Below are 26,376 nucleotides of genomic sequence, written 5' to 3' on the forward strand. Positions count from 1 at the left end.
TCAACGAAGCTAAGAACCGCGCTAAAGCTGGTGATAAAGTTTGGATCGTTGGTGTAGACGTTGACCAGTACGAAGATGGTAAATACGAAGGCGACAAGTCAGTTATCTTGACTTCTGCTATGAAGAAGCTTGACCAGGTTTCTTACGACATGGTTAAGGCTGAGCTGGATGGAAAATTCCCTGGCGGACAAACTTTGACTTTCGATGCTAAGAACGATGGTATCGGTCTTCCTGAAAAGAACCCTAACTTGAGCGAAGAAACAGCAAGCAAAGTTAAGGAAGTTTTCGAAAAGATTAAATCTGGTGATGTTAAGGTTTCTGCTGAACAAGGAGATTTGTTTAAGTAAAATAGAGCGAAAGAGACGGTGTCTTCCGTCTCTTTTGTCTATAAAAGTCTGAACGGTAAATATTTGAAATTAAGGACCGGAATTTTTTCAATCTTTCAAGTCTTTTAATGTTTTTTACCTGAAGTACTGTTCCAGTATAGGGGACTCCCTATTTTAAAAAGGTATAGAGTCTATTACAAAGGTGAGTGCTACTATGAGTTATGTTGTGGAAATGTTAAATATCCGGAAAGAGTTTCCGGGTATCGTAGCCAACGATAATGTCACCCTTACATTAAAAAAAGGGGAAATACATGCACTATTAGGGGAAAACGGTGCAGGAAAGTCAACCTTGATGGGTGTTTTATTCGGGATGTATCAGCCTGAAAGAGGCGTCGTTAAAGTGAATGGGAAAGAAGTGCGTATTACGAATCCCAATGTGGCTAACCGCTTAGGGATAGGGATGGTGCACCAGCATTTTAAATTGGTTGAAAATTTTACCGTTACAGAAAATATCATATTGGGCAGCGAGCCACTTAAAGGTATGGTGCTTGATATCGATAAAGCAGCTAAGAGAATTGAAGAATTGTCAAAGCATTATGGATTGAATGTAGATCCTCACGCTAAAATTGAAGATATCTCAGTAGGTATGCAGCAAAGGGTAGAAATTTTAAAAATGCTTTACCGTGAAGCAGATGTCTTGATATTGGATGAACCAACAGCAGTTCTTACTCCGTCGGAAATCGATGAATTAATGAAGATTATGCGCAATCTTATTAAAGAAGGAAAGTCTATCATAATTATCACTCATAAACTGAAAGAAATTAAAGCAGTAGCTGATCGCTGTACGGTTATTCGCCGTGGGAAAGGAATTGGCACTGTCAATGTGGCTGAAGCGAGTGAGGCAAGCCTTGCAGAAATGATGGTAGGCCGTCATGTTTCATTCAAAGTGGATAAGAAAGAAAGTACTCCTGGAGAGGTAGTACTAAAAATAGATTCTCTATCTGTGAAAAACAATAGGAAAGTAATGGGTCTTAAAGATTTTTCACTTGAAGTTAGAGCAGGTGAAATTGTAGGGATCGCAGGTGTTGAAGGCAATGGCCAGACAGAACTTGTAGAGGCGATAACCGGATTAAGAAAAGCTGAGTCGGGCACAGTCCTCGTAAGCGGGCAGGAAATCTCAAATCTCCCTATACGCGAGAGACTTGAAAAAGGGATGAGCCACATCCCTGAAGACAGGCATAAACGCGGGCTTGTACTAGACTATACTTTAGAATCAAACATGGTATTGCAAATATACAATAAACAGCCTTTCTCAAAATATGGAATCTTAAACCCAACAGCAATGAAAACGTATGCGCAAAACATCCTGACGAATTTTGATGTGCGTTCTGGAGAGGGTGCAGCTTCAATTGCAAGGACTCTATCAGGTGGTAACCAGCAGAAAGCCATTATCGGCAGGGAGCTGGAGTTGGATCCTAAGCTTTTGATTGCGGTTCAGCCAACACGTGGTCTGGACGTAGGGTCAATTGAATACATCCACAAAAGAATTATTGAACATCGAGATAAAGGGAACGCAGTATTATTGATTTCATTAGAGCTCGATGAGGTATTACAGTTATCTGACCGTATTGCCATTGTTAACAATGGAGAACTCGTAGGTACCGTAATTGCTGCTGAAACGAATGAAAATGAAGTGGGTCTAATGATGGCAGGCGTGGCTAAGGAGAGAAGCATATGAGAAATACCATCGTATCATTAATTTCCATTATTTTAGGACTGGTAGCCGGAGGAATTCTGATGCTTTTCATCGGCAGCAACCCGATTGAAGGATATTCCTATTTGCTTCAAGGCGCTCTGAAAAATCTTGAGCGTATCGGGAATACAATGGCAACTGCTACTCCTTTGATTTTCACAGGACTTTCTGTTGCATTTGCCTTCCGTACTGGTCTTTTTAACATCGGTGCATCAGGACAAATGCTGATCGGCGGTTTGCTGGCTTCAGCAGTAGGGTTGACGTATGATCTGTCCAGGCCAGTTCTTTTGCTTGTCATGGTCCTTGTTGGTCTGATTGGTGGAGCATTATGGGCATTCATACCTGGATTGCTTAAGGCAAAGTTTAACGTTCACGAGGTAGTTTCAACGATCATGATGAACTGGATTGCTTACTGGACAATCTACTATGTCATTCCTGCTTATTTCAAGGGGGAATTCCTAGAAACTGAATCTAAGAAACTAGCAGAATCAGCAACTCTTAGAACTCCATTTTTAACTGATATGTTCCAAGGGTCATATATTAACCTTGGCCTATTCCTTGCAGTAATTACTGTAATCATCATTGCGTTTATCATCAATAAAACTACTTTAGGTTTCGAACTGAAGGCTGTTGGTTTCAACAGGCATGCTGCTGAATACGCAGGTATGAAGGTAAATCGCAATATCATTTTATCAATGCTGATTTCCGGGGCACTTGCTGGCCTTGGCGGGGTTGCTTTATACACTGGAAATGCATCTACTATCCAAATCGGGATTCTTCCTGCGCAAGGATATGACGGCATTGCAGTGGCTCTACTTGGTGCTAATAACCCAATAGGTGTATTCTTTGCCGCTGTCTTATTCGGAATCCTTTACTCAGGTACAGGCTTTATGAATGCAATGACTGAAATCCCGCCTGAATTGGCGAATACGATCATCGCGATCATTATTTACTTTGCTGCAACAAGTGTAATGATTGAGCGTTTGATGAACAAATTCATGAAGAGTAGATCACATAAAAAAGAAAAAAGTGGTCCTGTAGTCGAGAAGGGAGATTCCTAAGATGTGGTCAATTATAGAACAAATATTTCCTTACGCGATTATCTTTACAATTCCTCTTCTTATTACAGCCTTAGGAGGCCTTTTCAGCGAAAGAAGTGGTATTGTTAATATTGCCCTTGAAGGTTTAATGGTCATTGGTGCTTTTTCTGGCGCACTTTCGATTCATTATATGAGTGAGGTTATTGACAACAATACATTGGTTCTTTGGCTGGGATTGCTTACTGCTGTTATTGCAGGGGTGCTCTTTTCTCTGCTTCATGCTTTTGCGAGTATAAATTTAAATGCCAACCAGATCATAAGTGGTACTGCGATCAACATGATAGCGACAGCGCTCACGATTTTCCTGGCAAGGAATATTACAGGGAGTGGAAACATCCGTATCACGAGCGGCTTTTCACCGTCTAATGTTCCTTTCCTTTCAGATATTCCAATTATCGGTGATTTATTTTTCACTAAGACATATCCAACGACATGGTTTGTCTTGCTGATTTTATTCATAAGCTCATTCGTTTTATATAAGACAAGATTTGGTCTTCGTTTAAGATCATGTGGTGAATTTCCTCAGGCTGCAGAAGCAGCTGGAATCAATGTTAGAAGAGTCCGTTACAGTGGCGTACTGATTTCTGGAGCGTTTGCCGGATTGGGCGGCGCATTGATCATCGTTACCTATGCAGGTGAATTCACTGGAACGGTTTCAGGTCTTGGATTCCTAGCACTAGCGTCACTGATTTTTGGACAGTGGAAACCATTGGGTGTTTTGGCTGCTACATTCTTCTTTGGCTTTGCAAGTACAATTGCCAACGTGTCACAGGTAATTCCGGAATTGGCTGTCATTCCGCCAATCCTATTGAAGATTTTCCCATATGTGGTCACATTGATCGCATTAGTCATTTTCTCAAAATCATCACAGGCACCAAAGGCTGTTGGTGAAACATTTGATAGTGGAAAACGTTAATAACTAGTAAGACATATTCAAAGTGGAAAGAGGCACCTGAATCCCAGGTGCCTCTTTTTTTAGTAGTCGCATGAATACTTTTTTTAAATGGAATCTACACAAATAAAGGAATTTTGAACATATTATTTTTAGAAACTTTCAATCTATTATGATAAGATAAAAAGAAAGTTGGTTAAAAATAACAGCAGTAAGAGGTTAAATTAAAATGAAACTTACCTTATATATGGATGACCGTGAAACGGAGAAAATCTTTTCATATTTACGCTGGATCTTCCTGGTTGTTGGTTTGCTTGTGTTCTATTACCCACCGCTTGCAGACAGACTTAATTTTACAAAAGAAACTTTTCCATTACTGCTTTTGGTTGGCTTTGTATACATGGCTGCCGCTCAGATTGCCCTTTTAAAAATTGCACCCGGTAATCAGTACCTCAATGTGCTGGCAAAGGCAGGAATCTTATTTGATTTCGTTGCACTTATGTGGCTGTTGGTCCTGACAAATGGAGTCATGTCACCGCTATTTCCAATCGCCTATTTGCTTGTAATGCATGCGACGATTTACTGGAGGACGAAGGGAGCAATCATCTCATCGGCTGCCTTGACAGTTGGGTACTCTTTCTTATACATGGCCCAGGCCCAACATGAGTTTTTTACGACCTTTGTATTTATCCTTAATTTATTTTTCATCTGGGTGGTTGGAGTTTTTGGGTCACTGATTGTTATAAGGGAAAGAATGCACTTTAAGCAAAAGGAAATTTTTCATGAACTGATGTTCACTGATTATTTAACAGGATTGTACAATCATCGTCATTTTCAGGAACAGTTAAGAATCCTTACCTCATCACGACAAAAATTCATGCTTGTAATGGGGGATATCGATCATTTTAAACAGATTAATGATCAATACGGCCATTTAACCGGTGATGAAATCCTGAGGAGAATAGGTGAGTTGTTCAAGGTCATTGCCGAAAAGCATGATGCACAGGCATTTCGATATGGAGGAGAAGAATTCGCTTTCTTGTTGCCGGAGTTGAGTGAAACACTGCAAATCCGCTTTTTTGATGATCTCTATTCTAATCTTCTTGCAAATAATTTCAGTGACGAATCGCTATCTGTAACAATGAGTTTCGGCATCGCGTCTTCAAAAAATCAAAAAATACCCGATAAGCTTCTCGGATATGCTGATCAGCTATTGTACAGCGCAAAGGCGGCTGGCAAGAATCAAGCGAAGTTTGATACAGGGTATACATATTTTTATGCAGCAGAAAATGCTGAAATTGCAGCCGCAAGGCAATAATAAGCTTCCTATAAGGGGAGCTTTTGCTTTATTTTACAGGCCACTAGCATAGCCTCTTTGGCTATTGCTTGAATTAGCCAAAACGTGAAAGGTATAGTTAGAGTATATTTATAGGAATATTAATTATAGGCATCACAACGTATACATAAATAAGATAAATGTTTTGTTTGCTCAATGGGTAAAGAAGAGTAGGTGTAAGGCTTTTAATGGTGTTATAAATAAAGGAGGATTTCTATGGCTGTCATTTCAGAATCAATCAAGGATATGAAAGGCTACAAGCTCCATGTAGTAAAAACAGAAAAGTTCAAGACCAATACAATCGTCTGGAAGATGAAATCTCCGCTCACAAGCGAAAACGTTACCAAGCGTGCTTTGTTACCATATGTGCTTCAAAGCAGCTCTAAAGCATATCCAACAACATCCAAGCTTCGTTCCTATTTAGATGAGCTTTATGGCGCAAATTTATATGTAGATGTTTCAAAAAAGGGTGAATATCAGGTGATCAGCTTCTCACTTGAAATTGCCAATGAAAAATTCTTAAGCGATCCTGAACCTTTGCTGAAAAAGGGTTTGGAACTAATAGCTGAAATCCTTGTGAATCCACTTGCGGAAAATGAAACATTTAACAAGGAAACTGTTGAAAAAGAAAAGCGGACATTAAAACAGCGTATCCAGGCAGTGTATGATGATAAAATGAGATACTCCAATTTCAGGCTTGTTCAGGAAATGTGCGAAGGGGAGCCATATGCCCTCCATGTTAATGGTGAAATCGATGATATTCCTGCAATTAATGAGCAAAATCTTTATTCATTCTACAAGAACGCGTTTGCTGAGGATGAACTTGACCTTTTTATCATCGGTGATGTAAATGAAGATGAAGTACAATCCATTGCTGAAAACCTGCTGAAGTTTGAACAGCGCACACCGAAGAAAGTTGAACCAGTACCGTCAGCAAATGTAGAAGAAAAAACAGTAAAAGAAAAAGAAGATATAAAACAAGGTAAATTAAATATTGGCTATAGAACAAATATCCTCTATGGTGATCACGATTACTATGCCCTGCAGGTATTCAATGGGATTTTTGGTGGTTTTTCACATTCCAAGCTATTTATTAACGTTAGGGAAAAAAATAGCCTGGCATACTATGTAGCAAGCCGCCTTGAGAGTCACAAAGGACTGATGATGGTGATGTCAGGAATTGAGTTCAATAATTTTGAACTGGCAGTCAAAATCATCCGAGAACAAATGCAGGCTATGCAAGCAGGTGATTTCACTGATCAGGAAATAGAGCAGACCAAAGCCGTCATTGAGAACCAGATGCTTGAAACACTGGATACAGCGAGAGGTATGGTAGAAGTTCTTTATCACAATGTCGTATCAGAACAAAAGGTAAACCTGGATGACTGGCTCACGGGAATGGGCAAAACCACGAAGGAAGAAATCGTCGAAGTAGCCAACAAAGTGAAAATGGATACCATCTACTTCTTAACTGGATTGGAGGCGGATAAATAAATGGATAAGATTATTTTTGAACAGCTTCAGGAAGAGATGTATTACGAGAAATTGGATAACGGACTGGATGTATACATCCTTCCTAAAAAGGGCTTCAATAAAACGTATGCAACATTCACGACCAAATATGGTTCAATTGATAACCATTTCCAGCCGCCAGAAAAAGACGAGTTCGTCAAGGTACCGGATGGTATTGCGCATTTTTTAGAGCATAAATTATTTGAAAAGGAAGATGGGGACGTATTCCAGCAATTCAGTAAGCAAGGCGCATCTGCAAATGCTTTCACTTCTTTTACAAGGACAGCTTATTTGTTTTCAAGTACGTCAAACGTGGAAAAGAACTTGGAGACTCTGATTGATTTTGTACAAGAGCCCTATTTTACCGAAAAGACCGTTGAAAAGGAAAAGGGAATTATCGGCCAGGAAATCACGATGTATGACGATAACCCTGACTGGAGACTGTATTTCGGATTGATTCAGAATATGTATAAAAATCATCCTGTCAGCATTGATATTGCAGGGACAATCGAGTCGATCTCGCATATTACGAAGGATATGCTGTATGAATGCTATGAAACCTTCTACCACCCAAGTAATATGCTGCTGTTCATTGTTGGTCCGGTAAGCCCGGATGAAATAATGAGCATGGTCAAGGACAACCAGAGCAGGAAAGAATACAAAAACAAACCCGAAATTAAACGTAAATTCGATGAAGAGCAGACTGAAGTCGCAGAAAAGAAGCAAGTTCTTAAGATGAATGTCCAAACATCGAAGTGCCTTGTTGGAATCAAGGCTGCTAATCCGACCCAGTCTGGGAAAGACATGCTTAAATATGAACTATCAACCAATGTATTGCTTGACATTTTATTTGGCAAGAGCTCGGAAAACTATACAGAATTATATGGTTCAGGGCTGATTGATGATACCTTCTCCTTTGACTACTCACAGGAGTACGGATTCGGATTTGCGATGGTCGGAGGCGATACGAACGAACCTGACCTGCTTGCTGAGAAGCTTGAAGGAATGCTAATGGATGCAAAAGCGGGTAATAATTTGACAGCAGATAGTCTTGAAAGGACTAAGAAGAAAAAAATCGGTGCTTTTCTACGTGCTGTTAATTCACCTGAGTATATTGCCAATCAATTTACCCGTTACGCATTCAATGAAATGGATTTGTTTGATGTCGTTCCCGTACTTGAAAGTCTTTCCTTGGAGGATATCAAGCACGCTGCAGATAGCTTGATAGCGAAAGAGCGATTGACAGTATGCCAGGTCGTTCCAAAGGGGAAATAATACCTTTTTCAAAAATAATGAAAGAGCATTATAGCTATTATGTATGCGCCGGCTCTTTCCGGCGCATTTTCCATGAGAGAATTTGGAGAGGAACAGCAGAATGAAAAAGTTCGCATTAGTCACAGGTGCAAGCGGCGGCCTTGGGCAGGCCATTGCGGTAAGGCTTGCAGAAGCAGGTTATTCGCTTTACCTTCATTACAATAAAAATGAAAAAGGTATCCAGACAGTCCTTGAGCAGCTCCGACACTTTGAAGGTGAATATATTCCTGTTCAAGCAGATTTATCTTCTAAAACCGGATATAGTGATTTAGCAAGAAATGTTTTTTCTTTGGATGCTATTGTTCATAATGCAGGGAATGCTTTGTATGGATTGCTTGAGGACCTGGATGAAAAAGAAGCGGAGCAGTTGATACAGATCCACGTTACATCTCCACTGCTGCTGACAAAAATGTTAATACCTAAATTGGTTCAGAAAAAAAGCGGGAGCATCGTTATAGTGTCTTCTATTTGGGGACAGACTGGAGCGGCTTGTGAAGTAGCCTATTCAATGGTGAAGGGAGCACAGATTTCTTTTGCAAAAGCATTGAGCAAAGAACTGGCACCCTCTGGTATTAGAGTGAACGCTGTTGCCCCGGGAGTGATATCAACGCCGATGCTGAGTGACTTTTCAGCAGATGAGATTGACGCTATAGTGGATGAAGTTCCAGCCGGAAGACTTGGTGTACCTCGTGAAGTAGCAGAGAGTGTTGAATTCCTTCTATCAGAAAAGTCCTCCTACATAACAGGCCAGGTACTTGCTATTAATGGAGGCTGGCACACATAAAAAAATTGTGTCAAATTTTCAAAAGGTCCAGCTTGATGAATAATAAACGTCTTACGTATGCAAAATAACCTTGTACTATTTTAGACAAGGAGGTTGTCAATATGTCCGTACTGGATAATTGGAATCAATGGAAGGATTTCTTGGGAGACCGTCTTAACCAGGCTGACGACCAAGGAATGAACAAAGAAGTCATGGGCGACCTTGCCTACCAAATAGGGGACTATCTTGCTAAGAATGTGGATCCAAAGAATGAGCAAGAAAGAGTTCTTTCAGACCTTTGGTCAGTAGCAAGCCCTGATGAACAGCATGCCATTGCTACAATAATGGTAAAGCTTGTACAAAACAACGGAACCAAGTAATATAAGCATGGTATTGAGAGAGAGGAGTATAATTTCCTCTCTTTTTTTATTGGCTCTGAGAAAGGTCATTCACACTTCTTACCTTGCATAGGAGATGCTGCGCTTCGAGGTTGTAACAAGATACGGGAAGTTATATTGACAATCCCATCAAAAGGCACATCAGCTTTTAATATCCGGCTTGTTTTTCCTTTCATCTTCAACCAAAATCATATATTATAGAAGCTAGATAATTCTTGTCAAAATGTGTCGCAAACAAATATCGGAATAGCAGAGGAGGACAATGATGGAGAAAAAAGAATGGTATTTGGAATATGAGATTGTAATCAACCGTCCGGGACTGCTTGGCGATATTTCTTCTTTGCTTGGGATGCTGTCAATTAACATTGTCACGATTAATGGGGTGGATGAAGGTAGACGGGGCCTGTTGATGCTTGCTAAAGACGATGACCAAATTGAGCGATTAGAGTCAATTTTAAATACAATGGATACAATAAGAGTAATTAAGATACGACAACCAAAGCTTCGCGACCGAATGGCCGTCAGGCACGGACGATATATCCAGAGGGATGCAGATGATAAAAAAACATTCCGGTTTGTAAGGAGTGAGCTTGGACTCCTCGTCGATTTTATGGCAGAATTGTTTAAGCAGGACGGACATAAGCTGATAGGAATCCGGGGGATGCCGAGAGTCGGCAAAACGGAATCTGTTGTTGCTTCAAGCGTCTGCGCGAATAAAAGATGGCTTTTTGTTTCTTCTACACTTTTGAAACAGACCATTCGCAATCAATTGATTGAAGATGAATACAACGCAGAGAACTTATTTATCATTGACGGGATAGTTTCCACAAGAAGGGCTAATGAACGTCATTGGCAGCTAGTCAGGGAAATCATGCGGCTACCAGCGGTTAAAGTAGTGGAACACCCTGATATTTTCGTACAAAATACGGAATACACATTGGATGATTTTGATTATATTATTGAGCTTCGCAATGATCCGAACGAAGAAATTGTTTACGATATGGTGCAGAAAAACCACATGTTTACTGATTCTGATTTTGGAGGATTTGATTTTTAACAGTATTGGAAGGTGTTATCGTGACTGAGTTAGGAAATATTTTAAAAGAAGCACGTGAAGCAAAAGGCCTCAGCCTGGACGAGTTGCAGTCCATCACGAAAATACAAAAGCGCTACCTTATTGGCATTGAAGACGGGAACTACTCCATGATGCCAGGTAAATTTTATGTCCGCGCTTTTATCAAACAGTATGCCGAAGCTGTAGGGCTTGACCCAGACCCGTTATTCGAGCAGTATAAGAACGAGATTCCCAATACATACAACGAAGAGCTTCCTGAGCAGCTTTCCCGAGTCCAGTCGAGGAAAAGTATCTCACCAGACACATCTAGAATCTTTGATGTACTTCCAAAAATTCTAATTGTTGTATTCATTATCGGTGCCACCGCATTAATTTGGTATCTGATTGTCCAGAATGCTGGTGATGAGTCTAAGGAACCTGCAACAACTGATAAAGGGAAAACTTCGCTCGAGGAAACAGACAAAATTGCTGATGATGGCAACGGTACTGATGACGGGGATCAAGCAGGAGAGGTCGAGGAAGAGCCTGCAGATGAGGAAACAGCGCCAGAAGAAACACCTGCACAGGAACTAACTATGGTTTCCAACAGCGGAAGCAATACAACTTATGAAGTAAAGAATACCGATAAATTTGTAGTGAAGATCGTTTCATTAGGCCAGACATGGGTCGGGGTTTCAAATGGGACAGGCAAGGCTGTATTCCAGGAAACACTGGTTAAAGGTAAGAATGAGAGTAAGACAGCTGATTTTACCAATGAGACTCAGGCAATAATTAATGTCGGCTACGCACCAGCTACAGAAATTTATGTCAATGACCAAAAGCTGGAGTATGCGGTTTCCCCGGAAAAAGACATGACACAGAAGATCACAATCAACTTTGTAAAATAAGTTACTTAGCTGAACTTAAAGAATGTTTGAAAAGCCCGTATGGACTTATGTTTATACGGGCTAAAATTATAACGGGTAGTTATCTAAATTACATAATGCAGGCTGTGTTAAATGTCAATGTTGATTTTAAGCACCTGTTGATTGAGCGGTGGGTGCCTGATTCCTCCTAAAATGCTAACGCATTTCCATCTTGCGTGGCAGATTCGAGGAAGCTTTTCAATGTCCTGCGGGATTAGCGCTCGGGTGAGTCCCCGGAGGCTCAGCGGAAATCAACATTCTATTTAACATAGCATAAAGCAAAAAAATGAAGGCAGATTCCTGCACTTCGCAATTTTTCATCTTGGAGGATAATGAATATGAACTTGCCTAATAAAATTACGATTTCACGGATATTATTGATTCCGTTATTTGTAATCGTGATGATTGTACCTTTCTCATGGGGAGAAATTTCCCTGCTTGGTACAACTATGCCGGTATCCCATCTAATTGGTGCACTCATTTATATTTTTGCGTCAGTTACTGACTGGGTAGACGGTTATATAGCCAGAAAGCACAACCTTGTCACTAATCTGGGGAAATTTTTGGACCCGCTGGCAGATAAGCTCCTTGTCTCTTCTGCTCTTATCGTATTAGTTGAGCTTGGATATGCACCTGCTTGGATTGTGATTGTGATCATCAGCAGGGAATTTGCGGTTACTGGACTTCGTCTTCTCCTTGCAGGAGGCGGAGAGGTTGTAGCAGCTAAAATGCCAGGCAAGATCAAGATGTGGGCACAAACAGTCGCGATTTCTGCATTGTTGCTGCACAATATCATATTTGAAGCTATTTCGATTCCATTTGCTGACATTGCATTATGGGTAGCCATGTTCTTTACGATTTGGTCTGGATGGGACTATTTCGCGAAAAATAAGGATATTTTCAAGAACTCAAAATAATCGCAGCCACTGGGGGAGTATGGAGATGAATGCTGAAATTATTGCAGTAGGATCTGAATTGCTTCTAGGACAAATCGTCAATACAAATGCTAGATTTCTGTCACGGCAGCTAGCTGACCTTGGCATAAATGTTTTCTATCATACCGTTGTGGGTGATAACCCCGACAGGCTAAAGCAAGCCATGAAGGTTGCTCAGGAACGTGCCGAGTTCATCCTGTTCACTGGAGGACTTGGACCTACCAAGGATGATCTTACAAAAGATACGATTGCTGCACAGCTTGGGAAACAGCTTGTAATGGATGAAGAAGCTATGGTTTCAATTGAGCATTATTTTAAAAAGACAAACAGGGCAATGACAGAAAACAATCGAAGGCAGGCACTAGTGATTGAGGGATCCATTATATTGAAGAATGATAATGGAATGGCTCCAGGAATGTTTCTATCAACGGAGAAGCACAAATATATGCTACTCCCTGGTCCACCATCCGAGATGGAACCAATGTTCACAAAATATGGACAGGAAGCGATTGCCAGCATGTTTGGCAGGCAGGCAAAAATCGAGTCCAGGGTGCTCCGTTTCTTCGGAATTGGCGAGGCAGCACTAGAAGCCAAGATCGAAGACCTAATCGATGCCCAGAGCAATCCTACAATTGCACCTTTGGCAGCTGACAGCGAAGTGACATTAAGGCTCACCGCAAGAGATGGTTCTTCAGAAACAGCTCAAACGCTTATTGACAGAGTTGAAGCTGATATTATGGCACGTGTTGGCGAATTTTTTTATGGCTATGACGAAACTTCACTTATTACTGAACTTTCGAAGCTTCTAAAAGAGAATGATCTAACTCTTTCAGCAGCTGAGAGTCTGACTGGAGGTTTGTTCCAGCAGGAACTTACTTCTATTCCAGGGGTGAGCAGTATTTTCAAAGGAGGGATCGTTTGCTACTCAAACGAGACCAAGATCGGATTAGTGAACGTCCAGCCAGAAACTATAGGAAATTATGGTGCCGTCAGCAGTGAATGTGCAAAGGAACTGGCAGTTAACACAGCTGTACTCCTAAACACAGACATTGGAATCAGTTTTACAGGCGTTGCAGGTCCAGATGAATTAGAAGGCTACCCTGCAGGAACTGTATATATCGGAATATCGATAAAGGGCCAGCCAGAATATGCCGAAAAACTTAATCTCGGCGGATCCAGGAAGGCAATCAGATCGCGTGCAGTAAAGTATGGCTGTTTTTTATTGCTTAATAGATTGGCAGGAACACGGAAGCGATGAGCTCCGTGTTTTTTTTTGGGGCCTGAAATAGACAGAATGCTTTTGAAAATGACGTTTTTAGGGGTTTGACTCTTTGGGAATTGGTTAAAAACATATTTAAAAATCACTTTTATCAGATTTTTGTTTATGAAAAAAAACGAATAAATGTTCGACTTTTTGATGGACAAACAGTTGTGAAAAAGGTATAGTAATAGTAGGAATTAAATAAGAGATTTGCGGGCAGGCAGAATGCCAGTTCGTTTTTATATAAAAGGAGGAAACGTGAGTGAGTGATCGTCAAGCTGCACTAGATATGGCGTTAAAACAAATTGAGAAGCAATTTGGTAAAGGCTCAGTTATGAAATTGGGAGAGAAGACAGATACTAAGATTTCAACTTCTCCAAGTGGCTCGCTTGCATTGGATGTTGCTCTAGGAATAGGCGGATATCCTCGCGGACGTGTTATCGAAATATACGGACCAGAAAGTTCAGGTAAAACAACAGTTGCGCTTCATGCGATTGCCGAAGTACAGGCTAACGGCGGGCAAGCTGCGTTTATCGATGCAGAACACGCTCTTGATCCTGTTTATGCACAAAAGCTTGGTGTTAATATTGATGAACTTCTTCTTTCACAGCCAGATACTGGTGAACAGGCGTTAGAAATTGCTGAAGCACTTGTTCGAAGCGGAGCAATTGATATTATCGTTATTGACTCTGTTGCTGCACTTGTACCAAAGGCTGAAATTGAAGGGGAAATGGGTGATTCCCACGTAGGTCTGCAGGCTCGTTTGATGTCTCAGGCTTTGCGTAAGCTGTCTGGTGCTATCAATAAATCTAAGACTCTTGCCATTTTCATTAACCAGATTCGTGAAAAAGTCGGTGTCATGTTCGGTAACCCTGAAACTACGCCTGGTGGACGCGCATTGAAGTTCTATTCAAGCGTACGTCTAGAAGTGCGCCGTGCTGAAACTTTGAAGCAGGGCAATGATATGGTAGGTAACAAAACAAAGATTAAGGTTGTTAAGAACAAGGTTGCTCCTCCGTTCCGTACAGCTGAAGTTGATATCATGTACGGTGAAGGAATCTCTAAAGAGGGCGAAATCATCGATATCGGTTCAGAACTCGATATCGTCCAAAAGAGCGGTTCATGGTATTCATATAATGAAGAACGTCTTGGACAGGGAAGGGAAAATGCAAAGATTTTCCTTAAAGAGAACCCATCCATCCGCCTTGAAATCCAGAAGAAGATTCGGAATCACTATGGCCTTGATGGAGAATTTACCGTTACTGAAAGTGAAGAAGACCAGGAAGAACTTGAACTGAAATAAAGCTTTTAAGAATGGCTGTGTTAAAGGTCATGGTTGTTTTTAAGCATCTGTTGATTGCTGTCGAGTGCATGGAGCGGAAATCAATAGTCTAATTTAACATAGCCTTCAGAATAAAAGTTGAAAACAAGGTCTCCCATGATATCGGGAGGCCTTGTTTAGTTTGTATCCATAAAAAATAGAAAAAAATGAATAATGAATAAAAAGGTTTCAAATCCTTGGGGGACAAACCCTTGACAATAAAATTTAGCAGCTTTACAATTAAAAATGTATATTTTACATTTTCATGGTATTAAAAACGTTTAGAAGCATTAGAGCTGTATATTGATGCTTGAAACAATGTACATGCCGACACTTTAAAAAACGTAACACAAGTTCATAGCAAGAGGAGGTGAAAATGATGGATCTTATTATTTCAATCATCTCCATTTTGCTTGGCCTATTCGTCGGTGCAGTTGTTGGCTATTTTTATCGTAAATCCGTTGCGGAAGCAAAAGTTGCAGGTGCCAGAAACGCTGCTGAGCAGATTATTGAAGATGCGAAGCGTGATGCAGAGGCTATGAAAAAGGAAGCCCTGCTGGAGGCTAAGGATGAACTTCACAAACTACGTACTGAAGCAGAACGTGAAGTTCGTGAGCGAAGAAATGAACTGCAAAAACAAGAAAATCGTTTATTGCAAAAAGAGGAGAATCTTGATCGCAAAGATGATTCGTTGAATAAACGTGAGAATCTTTTAGAGCGAAAAGATGATGCTCTTTCCAAAAGACAACAGCATATTGAAGAGATGGAAAGCAAAGTGGACGAGATGGTACGAAATCAGCAGGCTGAAATTGAACGCATCTCGGGCTTAACGCGCGATGAGGCTAAATCCATCATTTTGGAACGGACTGAGCAAGAACTGGCTCACGACATTGCTTTAATGATTAAGGAAAACGAAAACAGGGCGAAAGAGGAATCCGATAAAAAAGCGAAGGAAGTTCTTTCACTTGCCATCCAACGATGCGCAGCTGACCATGTTGCTGAAACAACTGTGTCAGTCGTAAACCTTCCGAATGATGAAATGAAGGGACGCATTATCGGACGTGAGGGACGGAATATCCGTACCCTGGAAACGTTAACGGGAATTGACCTCATTATTGATGATACTCCGGAAGCAGTTATCCTTTCCGGTTTTGATCCAATCAGACGTGAAACAGCCCGTTTAGCTCTAGAAAAGCTTGTTCAAGATGGACGTATTCATCCGGCTCGAATTGAGGAAATGGTCGAAAAGGCGCGCCGTGAAGTGGATGAACATATTCGCGAGGTTGGAGAACAAACAACCTTTGAAGTGGGAGTTCACGGGTTGCACCCAGACTTAATAAAAATTCTTGGCCGCTTGAAGTACAGAACTAGCTACGGACAGAATGTTCTAAAGCATTCAATTGAGGTAGCGCAGTTGTCCGGATTGCTTGCTGCAGAGTTAGGTGAAGATGAAACATTAGCTCGCCGTGCAGGACTTCTGCATGACATTGGAAAGGCGATTGACCATGAAGTAGAGGGTAGCCACGTTGAAATCGGGGTCGAACTTGCTACAAAGTATAAAGAGCATCCTGTTGTAATCAACAGTATAGCTTCTCACCATGGCGATACAGAGCCTACTTCTGTCATTGCGGTACTCGTTGCTGCTGCTGATGCATTGTCAGCTGCAAGGCCTGGTGCCCGCAGCGAAGCGCTTGAAAACTATATTAGACGTCTTGAAAGATTGGAAGAAATCTCTGAGTCTTATGAGGGCGTCGAAAAATCGTTTGCAATCCAAGCTGGCAGAGAAATCAGGATCATGGTTAGACCTGACCAAATCGATGACCTGCAGGCACACCGCCTGGCTAGAGATATCCGTAAGAAAATCGAAGAAGAACTCGATTATCCAGGACATATCAAAGTCACAGTCATTCGTGAGACACGGGCAGTTGAATACGCAAAATAAAGCGGTGCTTATGCACCGCTTTTTTTATTTGTTGATGATGTTATATTAATATACGCGTACCAATAGATTTTCTTATAGATGTGTGAATATGATACAATTTGATTTATACTGCTAAATTTGAGACAGGAAAGGGAATTTTGATGCGGATTTTATTTGTGGGAGACGTTGTAGGTTCTCCGGGACGGGATATGGTAACCGAATACCTGCCAAAGTTGAAAGAAAAATATCGGCCGACAGTGACGATCATCAATGGTGAAAATGCGGCCAGCGGAAAAGGGATAACTGAAAAGATTTATCGCCAATTTCTTGAACAGGGAGCCCAGGCTGTAACACTTGGAAATCATGCCTGGGATAACCGTGACATTTTTGAATTTATTGATAATGCGAAATATCTCGTCAGACCTGCCAATTTCCCTGAAGAAGTACCAGGAAAGGGCATTGTTTACTTAAAGATTAATCAGGAAGAGCTTGCGATCATCAATTTACAGGGCAGAACATTTTTAACTCCGATTGATTGTCCATTTAAAAAAGCAGATGAATTGATTGAAGAAGCAAGGAAAAGAACGCCGCTGATTTTTGTGGATTTCCACGCAGAGGCAACAAGTGAAAAGCAAGCAATGGGCTGGTACCTTGACGGTAAAGTATCAGCAGTCGTAGGAACGCATACTCATGTCCAGACAGCGGATCAGAGGATTCTGCCTGATGGTACAGCCTTTTTATCCGATGTAGGCATGACGGGTCCATATGACGGCATATTAGGCGTCGAGAAAGAAGCAGTCCTCAGAAGGTTTTTGACCAGCCTGCCGACGAGGTTTGAGGTGGCGAAGGACGGACGGTCTCAACTATCTGCTGTTTTGATTGACCTTGACAAGAAAACAGGCAAGGCAGTGAAGATTCAAACGATCCTTGTCAATGATGACCATCCATTATATACGTAATCAATAGAATCTTTTTTCACGGCTTTCTCCGCAGTTTTTATATTGCGGGTCATATGTAGGCTTCCTCCTGAATATAGTAGCAGTGGAACAAACAAACCTGTATGTCCACTTATGGCATCCAGGATCGGGACAATATAAGGAGGAGCCAGGAATGGAAATATTAAAAGTTTCAGCAAAATCTAATCCTAATTCTGTAGCTGGTGCGCTTGCTGGAGTACTGCGTGAAAGAGGCGGCGCAGAAATTCAGGCGATTGGAGCGGGTGCATTAAATCAGGCCGTAAAGGCAGTAGCGATCGCAAGAGGGTTCGTAGCACCTAGCGGCGTCGATTTAATATGCATCCCGGCATTTACTGATATCCTGATTGATGGCGAAGAACGTACGGCAATCAAACTAATCGTAGAACCTAGGTAACTCTGGTGCAAGTCCGCCATAAAGATAGAATGTGGTTTTTAAATGGTTCAGATCATCTGCCTGTTTGCTTATGCAAGCAGGTTTCTTTCGTTTTTTGCCGTATTATCAATAAGAATAGGAGGAGTCCAAATGAAAATATTCGATGCTCACTGTGATGTATTATATAAGTTATTTATGAATCCAGACCTCAATTTCGGCAACTCTAAGGAATTGCAGGTAAATCTTGAGCGGTTGACCACTTCAAAGACCAATGTTCAATTCTTTGCCATCTATGTCCCGGAGTCGGTCCATCCTGATTTGAAATTTCAGGCAGCACTCAGGATGGTAGACTTATTTTACGAGAAGGTCCTTTCGCCCTATCCGCAGATGAAGCTGGTAAAAAGCAATGAGGATATACGTGAGCTGGGAGAAAATGAAATAGGGGCGATGCTGACGCTTGAGGGATGCGACGCAATTGGACAGGATTTGTTGAAATTGCGAACACTGCTGAGGCTGGGAGTCAGAGCAGTGGGGTTAACCTGGAATTATGGGAATTATGTTGCTGACGGAGCTCTGGAAGAACGAGGAGCAGGCCTTTCAAGGTTCGGCAAACAGGTGATAAAGGTGTTGAACGAAACAAATACAGCTTGCGATGTATCCCATCTATCAGAGCGGGGATTCTGGGATGTAATCGAAACCAGCAGGCATATGTTTGCTTCACATTCTAATTGTCATTCTCTATGTCCACATCCGCGTAACCTGCGGAATGACCAGATAAAAGCATTGATTGAACGGGACTCAGTAATGGGCATTACATTTGTGCCGGAATTTTTATCGGGGACTAAGCAGGCCGTTATTGATGACGTGTTACGGCACTTGGAGTACGTTTGTTCTTTAGGGGGAGAGAACCATGTAGGATTTGGCTCTGATTTCGATGGAATCGAATTTACTGTGAATAAGCTCGCAGGAAACGATCAATACGAAAACCTATGGAATGTATTGCAAAAATATTATTCTGATATACAAGTAGAGAAGTTTTTATTTTCAAATATGGCAAAAAGACTTCCATGGGGAAATGGAAGAACTCAATAGCAGCAAGGGGTTTGTCTGCTTTTAAGCTAAAAGCGGAAGGCGATAAACTTGTAATATTTTAATAAATAAAAAAATATTCATATTTTCGTCAATATTTCCTTATAAAGGGTTGCTTTTTTTTTCACATAGGTCTAGAATTGTAAGCGTTTAGTACCATCCTTTTGCTAGATTTCAGATTGGATTTTGTTTGAATACCGTTAATCTAGTGAATGACAGTGCTACACTTAATAACGAAGCGTTTTTACATATTTTTTTACGTATCTAAAGGGGTGTAAGGGATGATCAATCAACTTTCATGGAAAGTTGGCGGACAGCAGGGAGAAGGAATTGAATCTACCGGGGAAATTTTCTCTATTGCATTGAACCGTCTAGGCTACTACTTGTATGGCTACCGTCACTTTTCATCACGTATCAAAGGCGGGCATACAAATAACAAGATTCGAGTAAGCACTACAGAGGTTCGATCTATTTCTGACGATTTAGATATTCTTGTAGCTTTCGACCAGGAAACAATCGATGTAAACTACAAAGAATTGCATGAGAATGGCGTAATTATTGCTGATGCTAAGTTTGACCCAAAGAAGCCAGAGGATACTAAAGCCGCTATGTATGCGGTTCCATTTACGGAAATGGCTACTGAACTGGGAACATCTCTTATGAAAAACATGGTTGCCATCGGTGCGACTAGTGCTATTTTAGACTTGGATATCCAAGTTTTTGAAGAAGTCGTCCAGGAAATCTTCGGACGCAAAGGACAACAAGTTGTCGATAAAAATATGGAAGCCATCAAAGCGGGCTACGAATATACGAAACAACAATTAGGCGATTCCGAAACTATGCAGCTTGAAAAAGCGGATGGTCAAAAACGCCTATTTATGATTGGTAACGATGCAATCGCACTTGGAGCTGTCGCAGCGGGCTGCCGTTTCATGGCCGCATACCCAATCACACCTGCATCAGAAATCATGGAATACTTGATCAAGAAACTTCCTGCTCTTGGCGGAACAGTTATCCAGACAGAAGATGAGATTGCGGCAGTTACAATGACAATCGGTGCTAACTATGGCGGTGTACGTGCGCTTACAGCTTCTGCAGGTCCTGGTCTTTCATTGAAAATGGAAGCAATCGGTCTTTCAGGTATCACTGAAACTCCGCTTGTTATTGTTGACACTCAGCGTGGCGGCCCATCAACAGGTCTTCCAACTAAACAGGAACAATCAGACCTTATGGCAATGATTTATGGAACTCACGGTGAGATTCCAAAGATTGTTATGGCTCCAAGTACTGTACAGGAAGCATTCTATGATGCCGCTGAAGCATTTAACCTTGCTGAAGAATATCAGTGCCCGGTTATTGTTTTGACTGACTTGCAACTATCACTTGGAAAACAAACTGTTGAACCGCTTGAGTTTGACAAGGTTGAAATCCGCCGTGGTAAATTAGCTACTGAAGCACTTCCTGAAATTGATGACAAGGGTTACTTTAAGCGTTATGAAGTGACTGAAGATGGTGTATCACCACGTGTAGTCCCAGGAATGAAGAACGGCATCCACCATGTTACTGGTGTTGAGCATGACGAAACTGGAAAACCTTCAGAATCTGCAGCGAACCGTATTGCCCAGATGGATAAACGCTTCCGCAAGATTAGCAATCTGAAGTTCGATACGCCAATCCATACAAACGCTCCTCATGAGGAAGCTGATCTATTGATCGTAGGTTTCAACTCTACACGTGGTGCTATTGAAGAAGCAATGGCACGACTTGAGAAGGATGGTTTGAAAGTAAACCACGCACATGTGCGCCTGATCCATCCATTCCCAGCTGAAGAAATGATGCAGCTTGTTAAATCTGCAAAGAAGGTTGCAGTCATTGAAAATAATGCAACAGGACAGCTGGCAAACATTATGAAGATGAACGTGGGAAGTCATGAGAAGATCACTAAGATCCTCAAGTATGACGGAAATCCATTCTTGCCGCAGGAAGTCCACACAAAATGCAAGGAGTTGTTCTAGGATGGCGACTTTTAAAGAATTTCGCAATAATGTAAAACCAAACTGGTGCCCAGGCTGTGGCGACTTCTCTGTACAGGCGGCAATTCAGCGTGCTGCTGCGAATGTTGGATTAGAGCCAGAAGGCTTGGCAGTCATTTCAGGTATCGGCTGTTCTGGCCGTATCTCCGGATATATTAACTCTTACGGATTCCACGGAATCCATGGTCGTGCTCTTCCTATCGCACAGGGTGTGAAAATGGCCAACCGTGATTTGACAGTTATCGCTTCTGGTGGAGATGGTGATGGATTTGCGATTGGTATGGGACATACAGTCCATGCAATCCGCCGCAACATCAATATTACTTATATCGTCATGGATAACCAGATTTACGGTTTGACAAAGGGACAAACTTCCCCACGTTCAGCTGCTGGATTCAAGACAAAATCAACTCCAATGGGCTCAATCGAACAAGCGATTTCTCCAATGGAATTGGCATTGACTGCTGGCGCTACATTCGTGGCACAAAGCTTCTCAACCGACCTTAAGGATTTAACTGCTCTTATCGAAGCAGGAATCAATCACGAAGGTTTCTCTTTAATCAACGTGTTCAGCCCATGTGTTACTTACAATAAAGTAAACACATATGACTGGTTCAAAGAAAACCTGACAAAGCTTAGCGATATCGAAGGATATGACCCATCAAATCGTGAAGCTGCAATGCAAACTTTGATGAAGCATGATGGACTTGTAACTGGGTTAATCTATCAAAACACCGAGCGCAAATCATACCAGGAGCTAGTAAGCGGGTACTCAGAAACTCCGCTTGCAAATGCAGACCTTAAGCTTGATCAAGCTCACTTTGATAAGCTCGTTGCAGAATTCATGTAAAAAAAAGTCTCTTAATCCTAAAAGGTGCTAGGACTGGACAATATTAGACCCCAATCATTGTTGATTGGGGTTTTTATTATCATTGATAAGTGACAACCATCACACCTAAAGATGTATTGTTGAGGTAATATGGGATATTAGACAGGCTTTTTCTGAAGGAATGCTGTATTTCCGGCGCCTACTATTGTTTTCATTGATTGAAGAGTTTATACTATTATAATGTGTATATTTAATATTTTCAGGGTTTCAAATCCATTTGCCCTGTTTTTAAAAATGCGGTAGCTTTCTGGATTTAGCCTCCAGCGCCTGACCGTATTCATACTGCATGATCTGCTAATAAGACCCTTATGCATAGCAGCGGATAAATGCAATTCGTAGCGGTTCATATCGCTCACGCTTTTCTAACGAAAGGGGATCTACAATGAACGAAAAACAACGCTTGGAAAGCCAACAAGTACAGTCTGCTAATTCTTCGGACAAAAAATCCGATAAGGATTACAGCAAGTACTTTGAAACAGTTTATACAGCCCCTTCCTTGAAGGATGCGAAGAAACGCGGCAAGGAAGAAGTGGCGTATCATAAGGACTTTGCCATTCCCGAGCAGTTCCAGGGAATGGGCCAGGGGCGCAAGTTCTATATCCGCACGTATGGCTGTCAGATGAATGAACATGACACAGAAGTAATGGCTGGAATCTTCTTAAACCTTGGTTATGAACCTACTGACACGGTGGAAGATGCAAATGTCATTCTTTTAAATACTTGTGCAATCAGAGAAAATGCCGAAAATAAGGTATTTGGAGAGCTTGGACATCTTAAACATTTGAAAAAAGAAAAGCCCGATCTCCTGTTGGGCGTTTGTGGCTGTATGTCACAGGAAGAATCAGTCGTAAACAAGATTTTAAAAACATATAACCAGGTCGATATGATTTTTGGAACACATAATATCCACCGTTTGCCAAACATCCTTCATGAAGCATATATGTCGAAGGAAATGGTTATTGAGGTTTGGTCTAAGGAAGGGGATGTAATCGAAAACCTTCCTAAAGTGCGCCGGGGCAATATTAAGGCATGGGTTAACATTATGTATGGCTGTGATAAGTTCTGCACATACTGCATCGTCCCTTATACTCGCGGCAAGGAGCGCAGCCGTCGTCCTGAAGATATCATCCAGGAAGTACGCCAGCTTGCTGCACAGGGCTATCAGGAAATTACCCTGCTTGGGCAAAACGTAAACGCGTACGGTAAAGACTTAACTGATATGAAGTATGGTCTGGGTGACCTGATGGATGAAATTCGTAAAATAGATATTCCCAGAATCCGGTTTACTACAAGCCATCCTCGCGACTTTGATGATCATTTGATTGAAGTGCTCGCTAAAGGCGGTAATTTGATGGATCATATCCATCTGCCGGTACAGTCTGGTTCCACTGATGTATTAAAGATTATGGCACGTAAATATACACGTGAACAATATCTTGAGCTAGTCAGTAAAATTAAGGCTGCAATCCCTAATGCTACTATGACTACTGATATCATTGTAGGCTATCCAAATGAAACAGAGGAGCAATTTGAAGAAACAATGTCCCTTGTTCGTGAAGTTGGCTTTGAGGGTGCATATACCTTTATTTATTCTCCAAGGGAAGGCACACCTGCAGCTAAAATGCAGGACAATGTCCCGATGGAAGTAAAGAAAGAGCGTTTGCAGCGTTTGAATGCACTGGTTAATGAGCAATCTGCGCAGTCTATGAAAAAATATCAGGATCAGATTGTTGAGGTGCTGGTAGAAGGCGAAAGCAAGAATAACCCTGATGTCCTTGCGGGCTACACAAGCAAGATGAAGCTTGTGAATTTTGCAGGTCCCATTACAGCGATTGGCAAAATTGTGAAAGTGAAAATTACAAATGCAAAAACGTGGTCATTAAACGGGGAAATGATCGAAGAATTTGAACCAGTTGAGGTGAAGTAAGATGGCTAAATATAATAAAGATGACATTATCAAGCGTTCAAGAGAAATAGCATTAATGATTGCTGAGACGGAGGAAGTTGACTTTTTCAAGCGAGCAGAAGCGCAAATTCACGAAAATGAAAAAGTAAAAACCATTATTTCTTCTATTAAAGGTTTGCAAAAACAGGCAGTAAACTTCCAGCACTACGGAAAGTCAGAAGCACTTCAAAAGACAGAAGAAAAAATTGCTTCATTAGAGCAGCAGCTTGACGAAATTCCAGTGGTACAGGAGTTCAAGCAATCTCAAATGGAAGTAAATGATCTGCTTCAGTTAATTGCTACAACGATCTCAAATACCGTTACGGATGAGGTTGTCGCTTCAACTGGCGGAGATGTTCTTCGCGGGGAAACAGGCGCAGCAATCAAAAATGGCGAGAGCTGTGGCAGCAGCTGCAGTCATTAAACAATAAACATTATTTTAGAACATGGCATCTATACAAGATAGATGCCATGTTTTTTTATGTTCTTGCCTCCAGTTTTTCATCAATCGGGAACATTCACCGCGAATGGGCATACAATGAACTATGCCTAAGTTTTTACTAGCTGTTCTAAAATTAATCGCACACTAGTCTAATATCACGCATAGGATGAATTGAAAAAGATTGAGGAGGTTTCGCTCGCAATGGGAGAATACAGAGAGATTATTACGAAAGCCGTCGTAGCGAAGGGACGAAAGTTTACACAGTCCAATCATACGATCAACCCAGCGCATCATCCGAGCAGCATTCTAGGCGCTTGGGTCATAAACCATAAGTATAAAGCAAAAAAGGTTGGCAAAACAGTTGAGGTAAGCGGGGCTTATGACATCAATATCTGGTATTCCTTTGATGATAATACAAGAACAGAAGTAGTAACAGAGAAAGTAACGTACTGCGATGTCATCAAGCTTAAATACCGCGACCCCGATTGCATGGATGACCACGATGTGCTTGTCGAAGTGCTACAGCAGCCTAACTGCATCGAAGCAGTCATCTCGCCAAATGGCAACAAGATCATCGTACATGTAGAAAGGGAATTCTTAGTCGAAGTCATCGGAGAAACGAAGGTATGTGTCCTGATCCATCCAGGTGGCTGCGACTGTGACGATGATGAATGGGGCCACGGTGTCGATGACGACGAGTTCGAAGACCTGAACCCTGATTTCCTTTTAGGAACTGAAGAAGAATAATATCGAACTAGGAAGCTCGCACTTCCTAGTTTTTTTTATGGGCAAGTAATTGTTAAATTATTTCCAGTGCATATATTGAAAGCACCTGGTTTGAGGGCAGTTGCTTCTATGAGCTTTTGTTCTTGATCGGGCAGTATTTTAATTTTCGAATGAACAATTGAGTATTTTGCAGAAATAATATGAGTTTTTTGGAGTTGTTGCACCGTACCGATAGCTTGGATAGTTATAAGCACCACACCCGAAACAGAACGCATAAGACCAAATATACATAGGATGCTGTTAATTGATTTAGTGCAGGTAAAAGAAGAAAAAGTCATTCATTGCAGAAAGCGTGAGTTTTTATCCTTTTTGAATATAAATATCACATCTACGCACTTGTATTCTTTAAAATTATAGGAATGCTTTTTTATGGAATATTATTACTCTTAATTAAAGGAATGTTGTGAATGAATACGAATTAAATATGCAGAATAAAAAAATGAAATTATTAACTGTTTGTATGGCTTTTATGCTAAAACGGATTCGCATATCTCTAAGTTCAAAAAAGGATGATGAGGACTGTTCATTGGGAAAATTAAATAAACCAAAATACCTCTTTCAATAGGTCACTGCTTAATGTTAAGGTAAGCATAACACCCCCCTCGAAATAAATTTGTTTGACTCAAGGAAATTATGGGAAAATATTTTCTAGAATAGTCAATGATAATGAGGGCGATTATGAATAACAACTTTGAATATCTAATTTTTCGTGAGGAACTTAGACGGCTGCATAATGAGTATCAAAGATGTAATGATGTCAGGTTAAGAAAAGAAATATCAAAAGACATCGAACTATTGGAGAATGCGATCAAAACGATCTAAAAAAAGTAATTAAAGCAGGAGATTTTCTATGAATAAACTTTTAAATGACCCAGACTTCCTTCATTTCTGCGAAACTGCCTTGCCAATAGAAGTGGTGGAGAAACTAACAAATAACAATATTCGCGGACTTGAAAACATAGCGCTAAGATCAATATCGACACGTAAAAAGCTGCCGGCCAATGTCGTGAATGTTTTATTGGTATACTTC

At 41.1% G+C, this 26,376-nt stretch carries 24 protein-coding genes and 1 pseudogene; all 25 read left to right on the top strand.

Going from position 1 to position 26,376, the window contains the following annotated elements; translation table 11 throughout:
• Window positions 1-347, top strand: a 347-nt coding sequence (locus WB217_RS15820; RefSeq protein ID WP_423994212.1) for a BMP family lipoprotein, incomplete at its 5' end; no start/stop codon positions are given.
• 193 nt (window positions 348-540) lie between these two features.
• Window positions 541-2,064: an ABC transporter ATP-binding protein gene (locus tag WB217_RS15825; protein ID WP_423994213.1), complete on the top strand. Its 1,524-nt coding sequence runs from the start codon at window positions 541-543 to the stop codon at window positions 2,062-2,064.
• Complete coding sequence (locus WB217_RS15830; RefSeq protein WP_423994214.1) at window positions 2,061-3,140, top strand: ABC transporter permease; 1,080 nt, start codon at window positions 2,061-2,063, stop codon at window positions 3,138-3,140. The genes WB217_RS15825 and WB217_RS15830 overlap by 4 nt, the downstream gene beginning before the upstream one ends.
• A gap of 1 nt (window position 3,141) precedes the next feature.
• Window positions 3,142-4,095, top strand: coding sequence for an ABC transporter permease (locus tag WB217_RS15835; RefSeq protein ID WP_423994215.1), 954 nt, complete (start codon window positions 3,142-3,144; stop codon window positions 4,093-4,095).
• Window positions 4,096-4,300: 205 nt separating this feature from the next.
• Window positions 4,301-5,389 (top strand): GGDEF domain-containing protein, encoded by a 1,089-nt coding sequence (locus WB217_RS15840; RefSeq protein ID WP_423994216.1) that lies wholly within the window; start codon window positions 4,301-4,303, stop codon window positions 5,387-5,389.
• Between the two features lie 234 nt (window positions 5,390-5,623).
• The gene (yfmF, locus tag WB217_RS15845; RefSeq protein ID WP_423994217.1) at window positions 5,624-6,901 is read left to right on the top strand and encodes an EF-P 5-aminopentanol modification-associated protein YfmF; all 1,278 of its coding nucleotides are present in this window, start codon (window positions 5,624-5,626) and stop codon (window positions 6,899-6,901) included.
• Window positions 6,902-8,194 (top strand): EF-P 5-aminopentanol modification-associated protein YfmH, encoded by a 1,293-nt coding sequence (gene yfmH, locus WB217_RS15850; RefSeq protein ID WP_423994218.1) that lies wholly within the window; start codon window positions 6,902-6,904, stop codon window positions 8,192-8,194. It abuts the gene before it with no gap.
• A gap of 100 nt (window positions 8,195-8,294) precedes the next feature.
• On the top strand, window positions 8,295-9,017 hold the full coding sequence (ymfI, locus tag WB217_RS15855) for an elongation factor P 5-aminopentanone reductase (RefSeq protein WP_423994219.1): 723 nt from the start codon (window positions 8,295-8,297) through the stop codon (window positions 9,015-9,017).
• Window positions 9,018-9,118: 101 nt separating this feature from the next.
• Window positions 9,119-9,376 (top strand): DUF3243 domain-containing protein, encoded by a 258-nt coding sequence (locus WB217_RS15860; RefSeq protein ID WP_423994220.1) that lies wholly within the window; start codon window positions 9,119-9,121, stop codon window positions 9,374-9,376.
• A gap of 283 nt (window positions 9,377-9,659) precedes the next feature.
• A complete protein-coding gene (locus WB217_RS15865; RefSeq protein WP_335375098.1) occupies window positions 9,660-10,451 on the top strand; it encodes a DUF3388 domain-containing protein in 792 nt (263 codons plus the stop codon).
• A 20-nt stretch (window positions 10,452-10,471) separates the two neighbouring features.
• Window positions 10,472-11,356 (top strand): helix-turn-helix domain-containing protein, encoded by an 885-nt coding sequence (locus WB217_RS15870; RefSeq protein WP_423994221.1) that lies wholly within the window; start codon window positions 10,472-10,474, stop codon window positions 11,354-11,356.
• A 356-nt stretch (window positions 11,357-11,712) separates the two neighbouring features.
• Window positions 11,713-12,291 carry a CDP-diacylglycerol--glycerol-3-phosphate 3-phosphatidyltransferase gene (gene pgsA / locus WB217_RS15875; RefSeq protein WP_423994222.1) on the top strand — a complete coding sequence of 193 codons (579 nt, stop codon included), beginning with the start codon at window positions 11,713-11,715 and terminating at the stop codon, window positions 12,289-12,291.
• A 25-nt stretch (window positions 12,292-12,316) separates the two neighbouring features.
• Entirely contained in the window at window positions 12,317-13,567 is a 1,251-nt protein-coding gene (locus WB217_RS15880; protein WP_423994224.1) for a competence/damage-inducible protein A, read from the top strand.
• Window positions 13,568-13,832: 265 nt separating this feature from the next.
• Complete coding sequence (recA, locus tag WB217_RS15885) at window positions 13,833-14,873, top strand: recombinase RecA (RefSeq protein ID WP_423994225.1); 1,041 nt, start codon at window positions 13,833-13,835, stop codon at window positions 14,871-14,873.
• 397 nt (window positions 14,874-15,270) lie between these two features.
• Entirely contained in the window at window positions 15,271-16,833 is a 1,563-nt protein-coding gene (gene rny, locus WB217_RS15890) for a ribonuclease Y (RefSeq protein WP_423994226.1), read from the top strand.
• 140 nt (window positions 16,834-16,973) lie between these two features.
• The gene (locus tag WB217_RS15895; RefSeq protein ID WP_423994227.1) at window positions 16,974-17,771 is read left to right on the top strand and encodes a TIGR00282 family metallophosphoesterase; all 798 of its coding nucleotides are present in this window, start codon (window positions 16,974-16,976) and stop codon (window positions 17,769-17,771) included.
• A gap of 151 nt (window positions 17,772-17,922) precedes the next feature.
• Entirely contained in the window at window positions 17,923-18,183 is a 261-nt protein-coding gene (gene spoVS, locus WB217_RS15900) for a stage V sporulation protein SpoVS (RefSeq protein ID WP_010193268.1), read from the top strand.
• Window positions 18,184-18,312: 129 nt separating this feature from the next.
• A complete protein-coding gene (locus WB217_RS15905; protein ID WP_423994229.1) occupies window positions 18,313-19,254 on the top strand; it encodes a dipeptidase in 942 nt (313 codons plus the stop codon).
• 278 nt (window positions 19,255-19,532) lie between these two features.
• Window positions 19,533-21,266: a 2-oxoacid:acceptor oxidoreductase subunit alpha gene (locus WB217_RS15910; protein WP_423994231.1), complete on the top strand. Its 1,734-nt coding sequence runs from the start codon at window positions 19,533-19,535 to the stop codon at window positions 21,264-21,266.
• Between the two features lies 1 nt (window position 21,267).
• Window positions 21,268-22,134, top strand: coding sequence for a 2-oxoacid:ferredoxin oxidoreductase subunit beta (locus WB217_RS15915; protein ID WP_423994232.1), 867 nt, complete (start codon window positions 21,268-21,270; stop codon window positions 22,132-22,134).
• Window positions 22,135-22,555: 421 nt separating this feature from the next.
• A complete protein-coding gene (gene miaB / locus WB217_RS15920) occupies window positions 22,556-24,100 on the top strand; it encodes a tRNA (N6-isopentenyl adenosine(37)-C2)-methylthiotransferase MiaB (RefSeq protein ID WP_423994233.1) in 1,545 nt (514 codons plus the stop codon).
• 1 nt (window position 24,101) lies between these two features.
• Entirely contained in the window at window positions 24,102-24,542 is a 441-nt protein-coding gene (locus tag WB217_RS15925) for a RicAFT regulatory complex protein RicA family protein (protein ID WP_423994234.1), read from the top strand.
• Between the two features lie 219 nt (window positions 24,543-24,761).
• Window positions 24,762-25,307 carry an outer spore coat protein CotE gene (locus tag WB217_RS15930; protein ID WP_423994235.1) on the top strand — a complete coding sequence of 182 codons (546 nt, stop codon included), beginning with the start codon at window positions 24,762-24,764 and terminating at the stop codon, window positions 25,305-25,307.
• A gap of 717 nt (window positions 25,308-26,024) precedes the next feature.
• Window positions 26,025-26,168, top strand: coding sequence for a hypothetical protein (locus tag WB217_RS15935; RefSeq protein ID WP_423994237.1), 144 nt, complete (start codon window positions 26,025-26,027; stop codon window positions 26,166-26,168).
• Between the two features lie 28 nt (window positions 26,169-26,196).
• Window positions 26,197-26,376 (top strand): annotated as a pseudogene (locus WB217_RS15940) (hypothetical protein); the annotation flags it as partial.

It is taken from the genome of Mesobacillus sp. (assembly GCF_049588175.1).
Lineage (GTDB): Bacteria > Bacillota > Bacilli > Bacillales > Cytobacillaceae > Mesobacillus.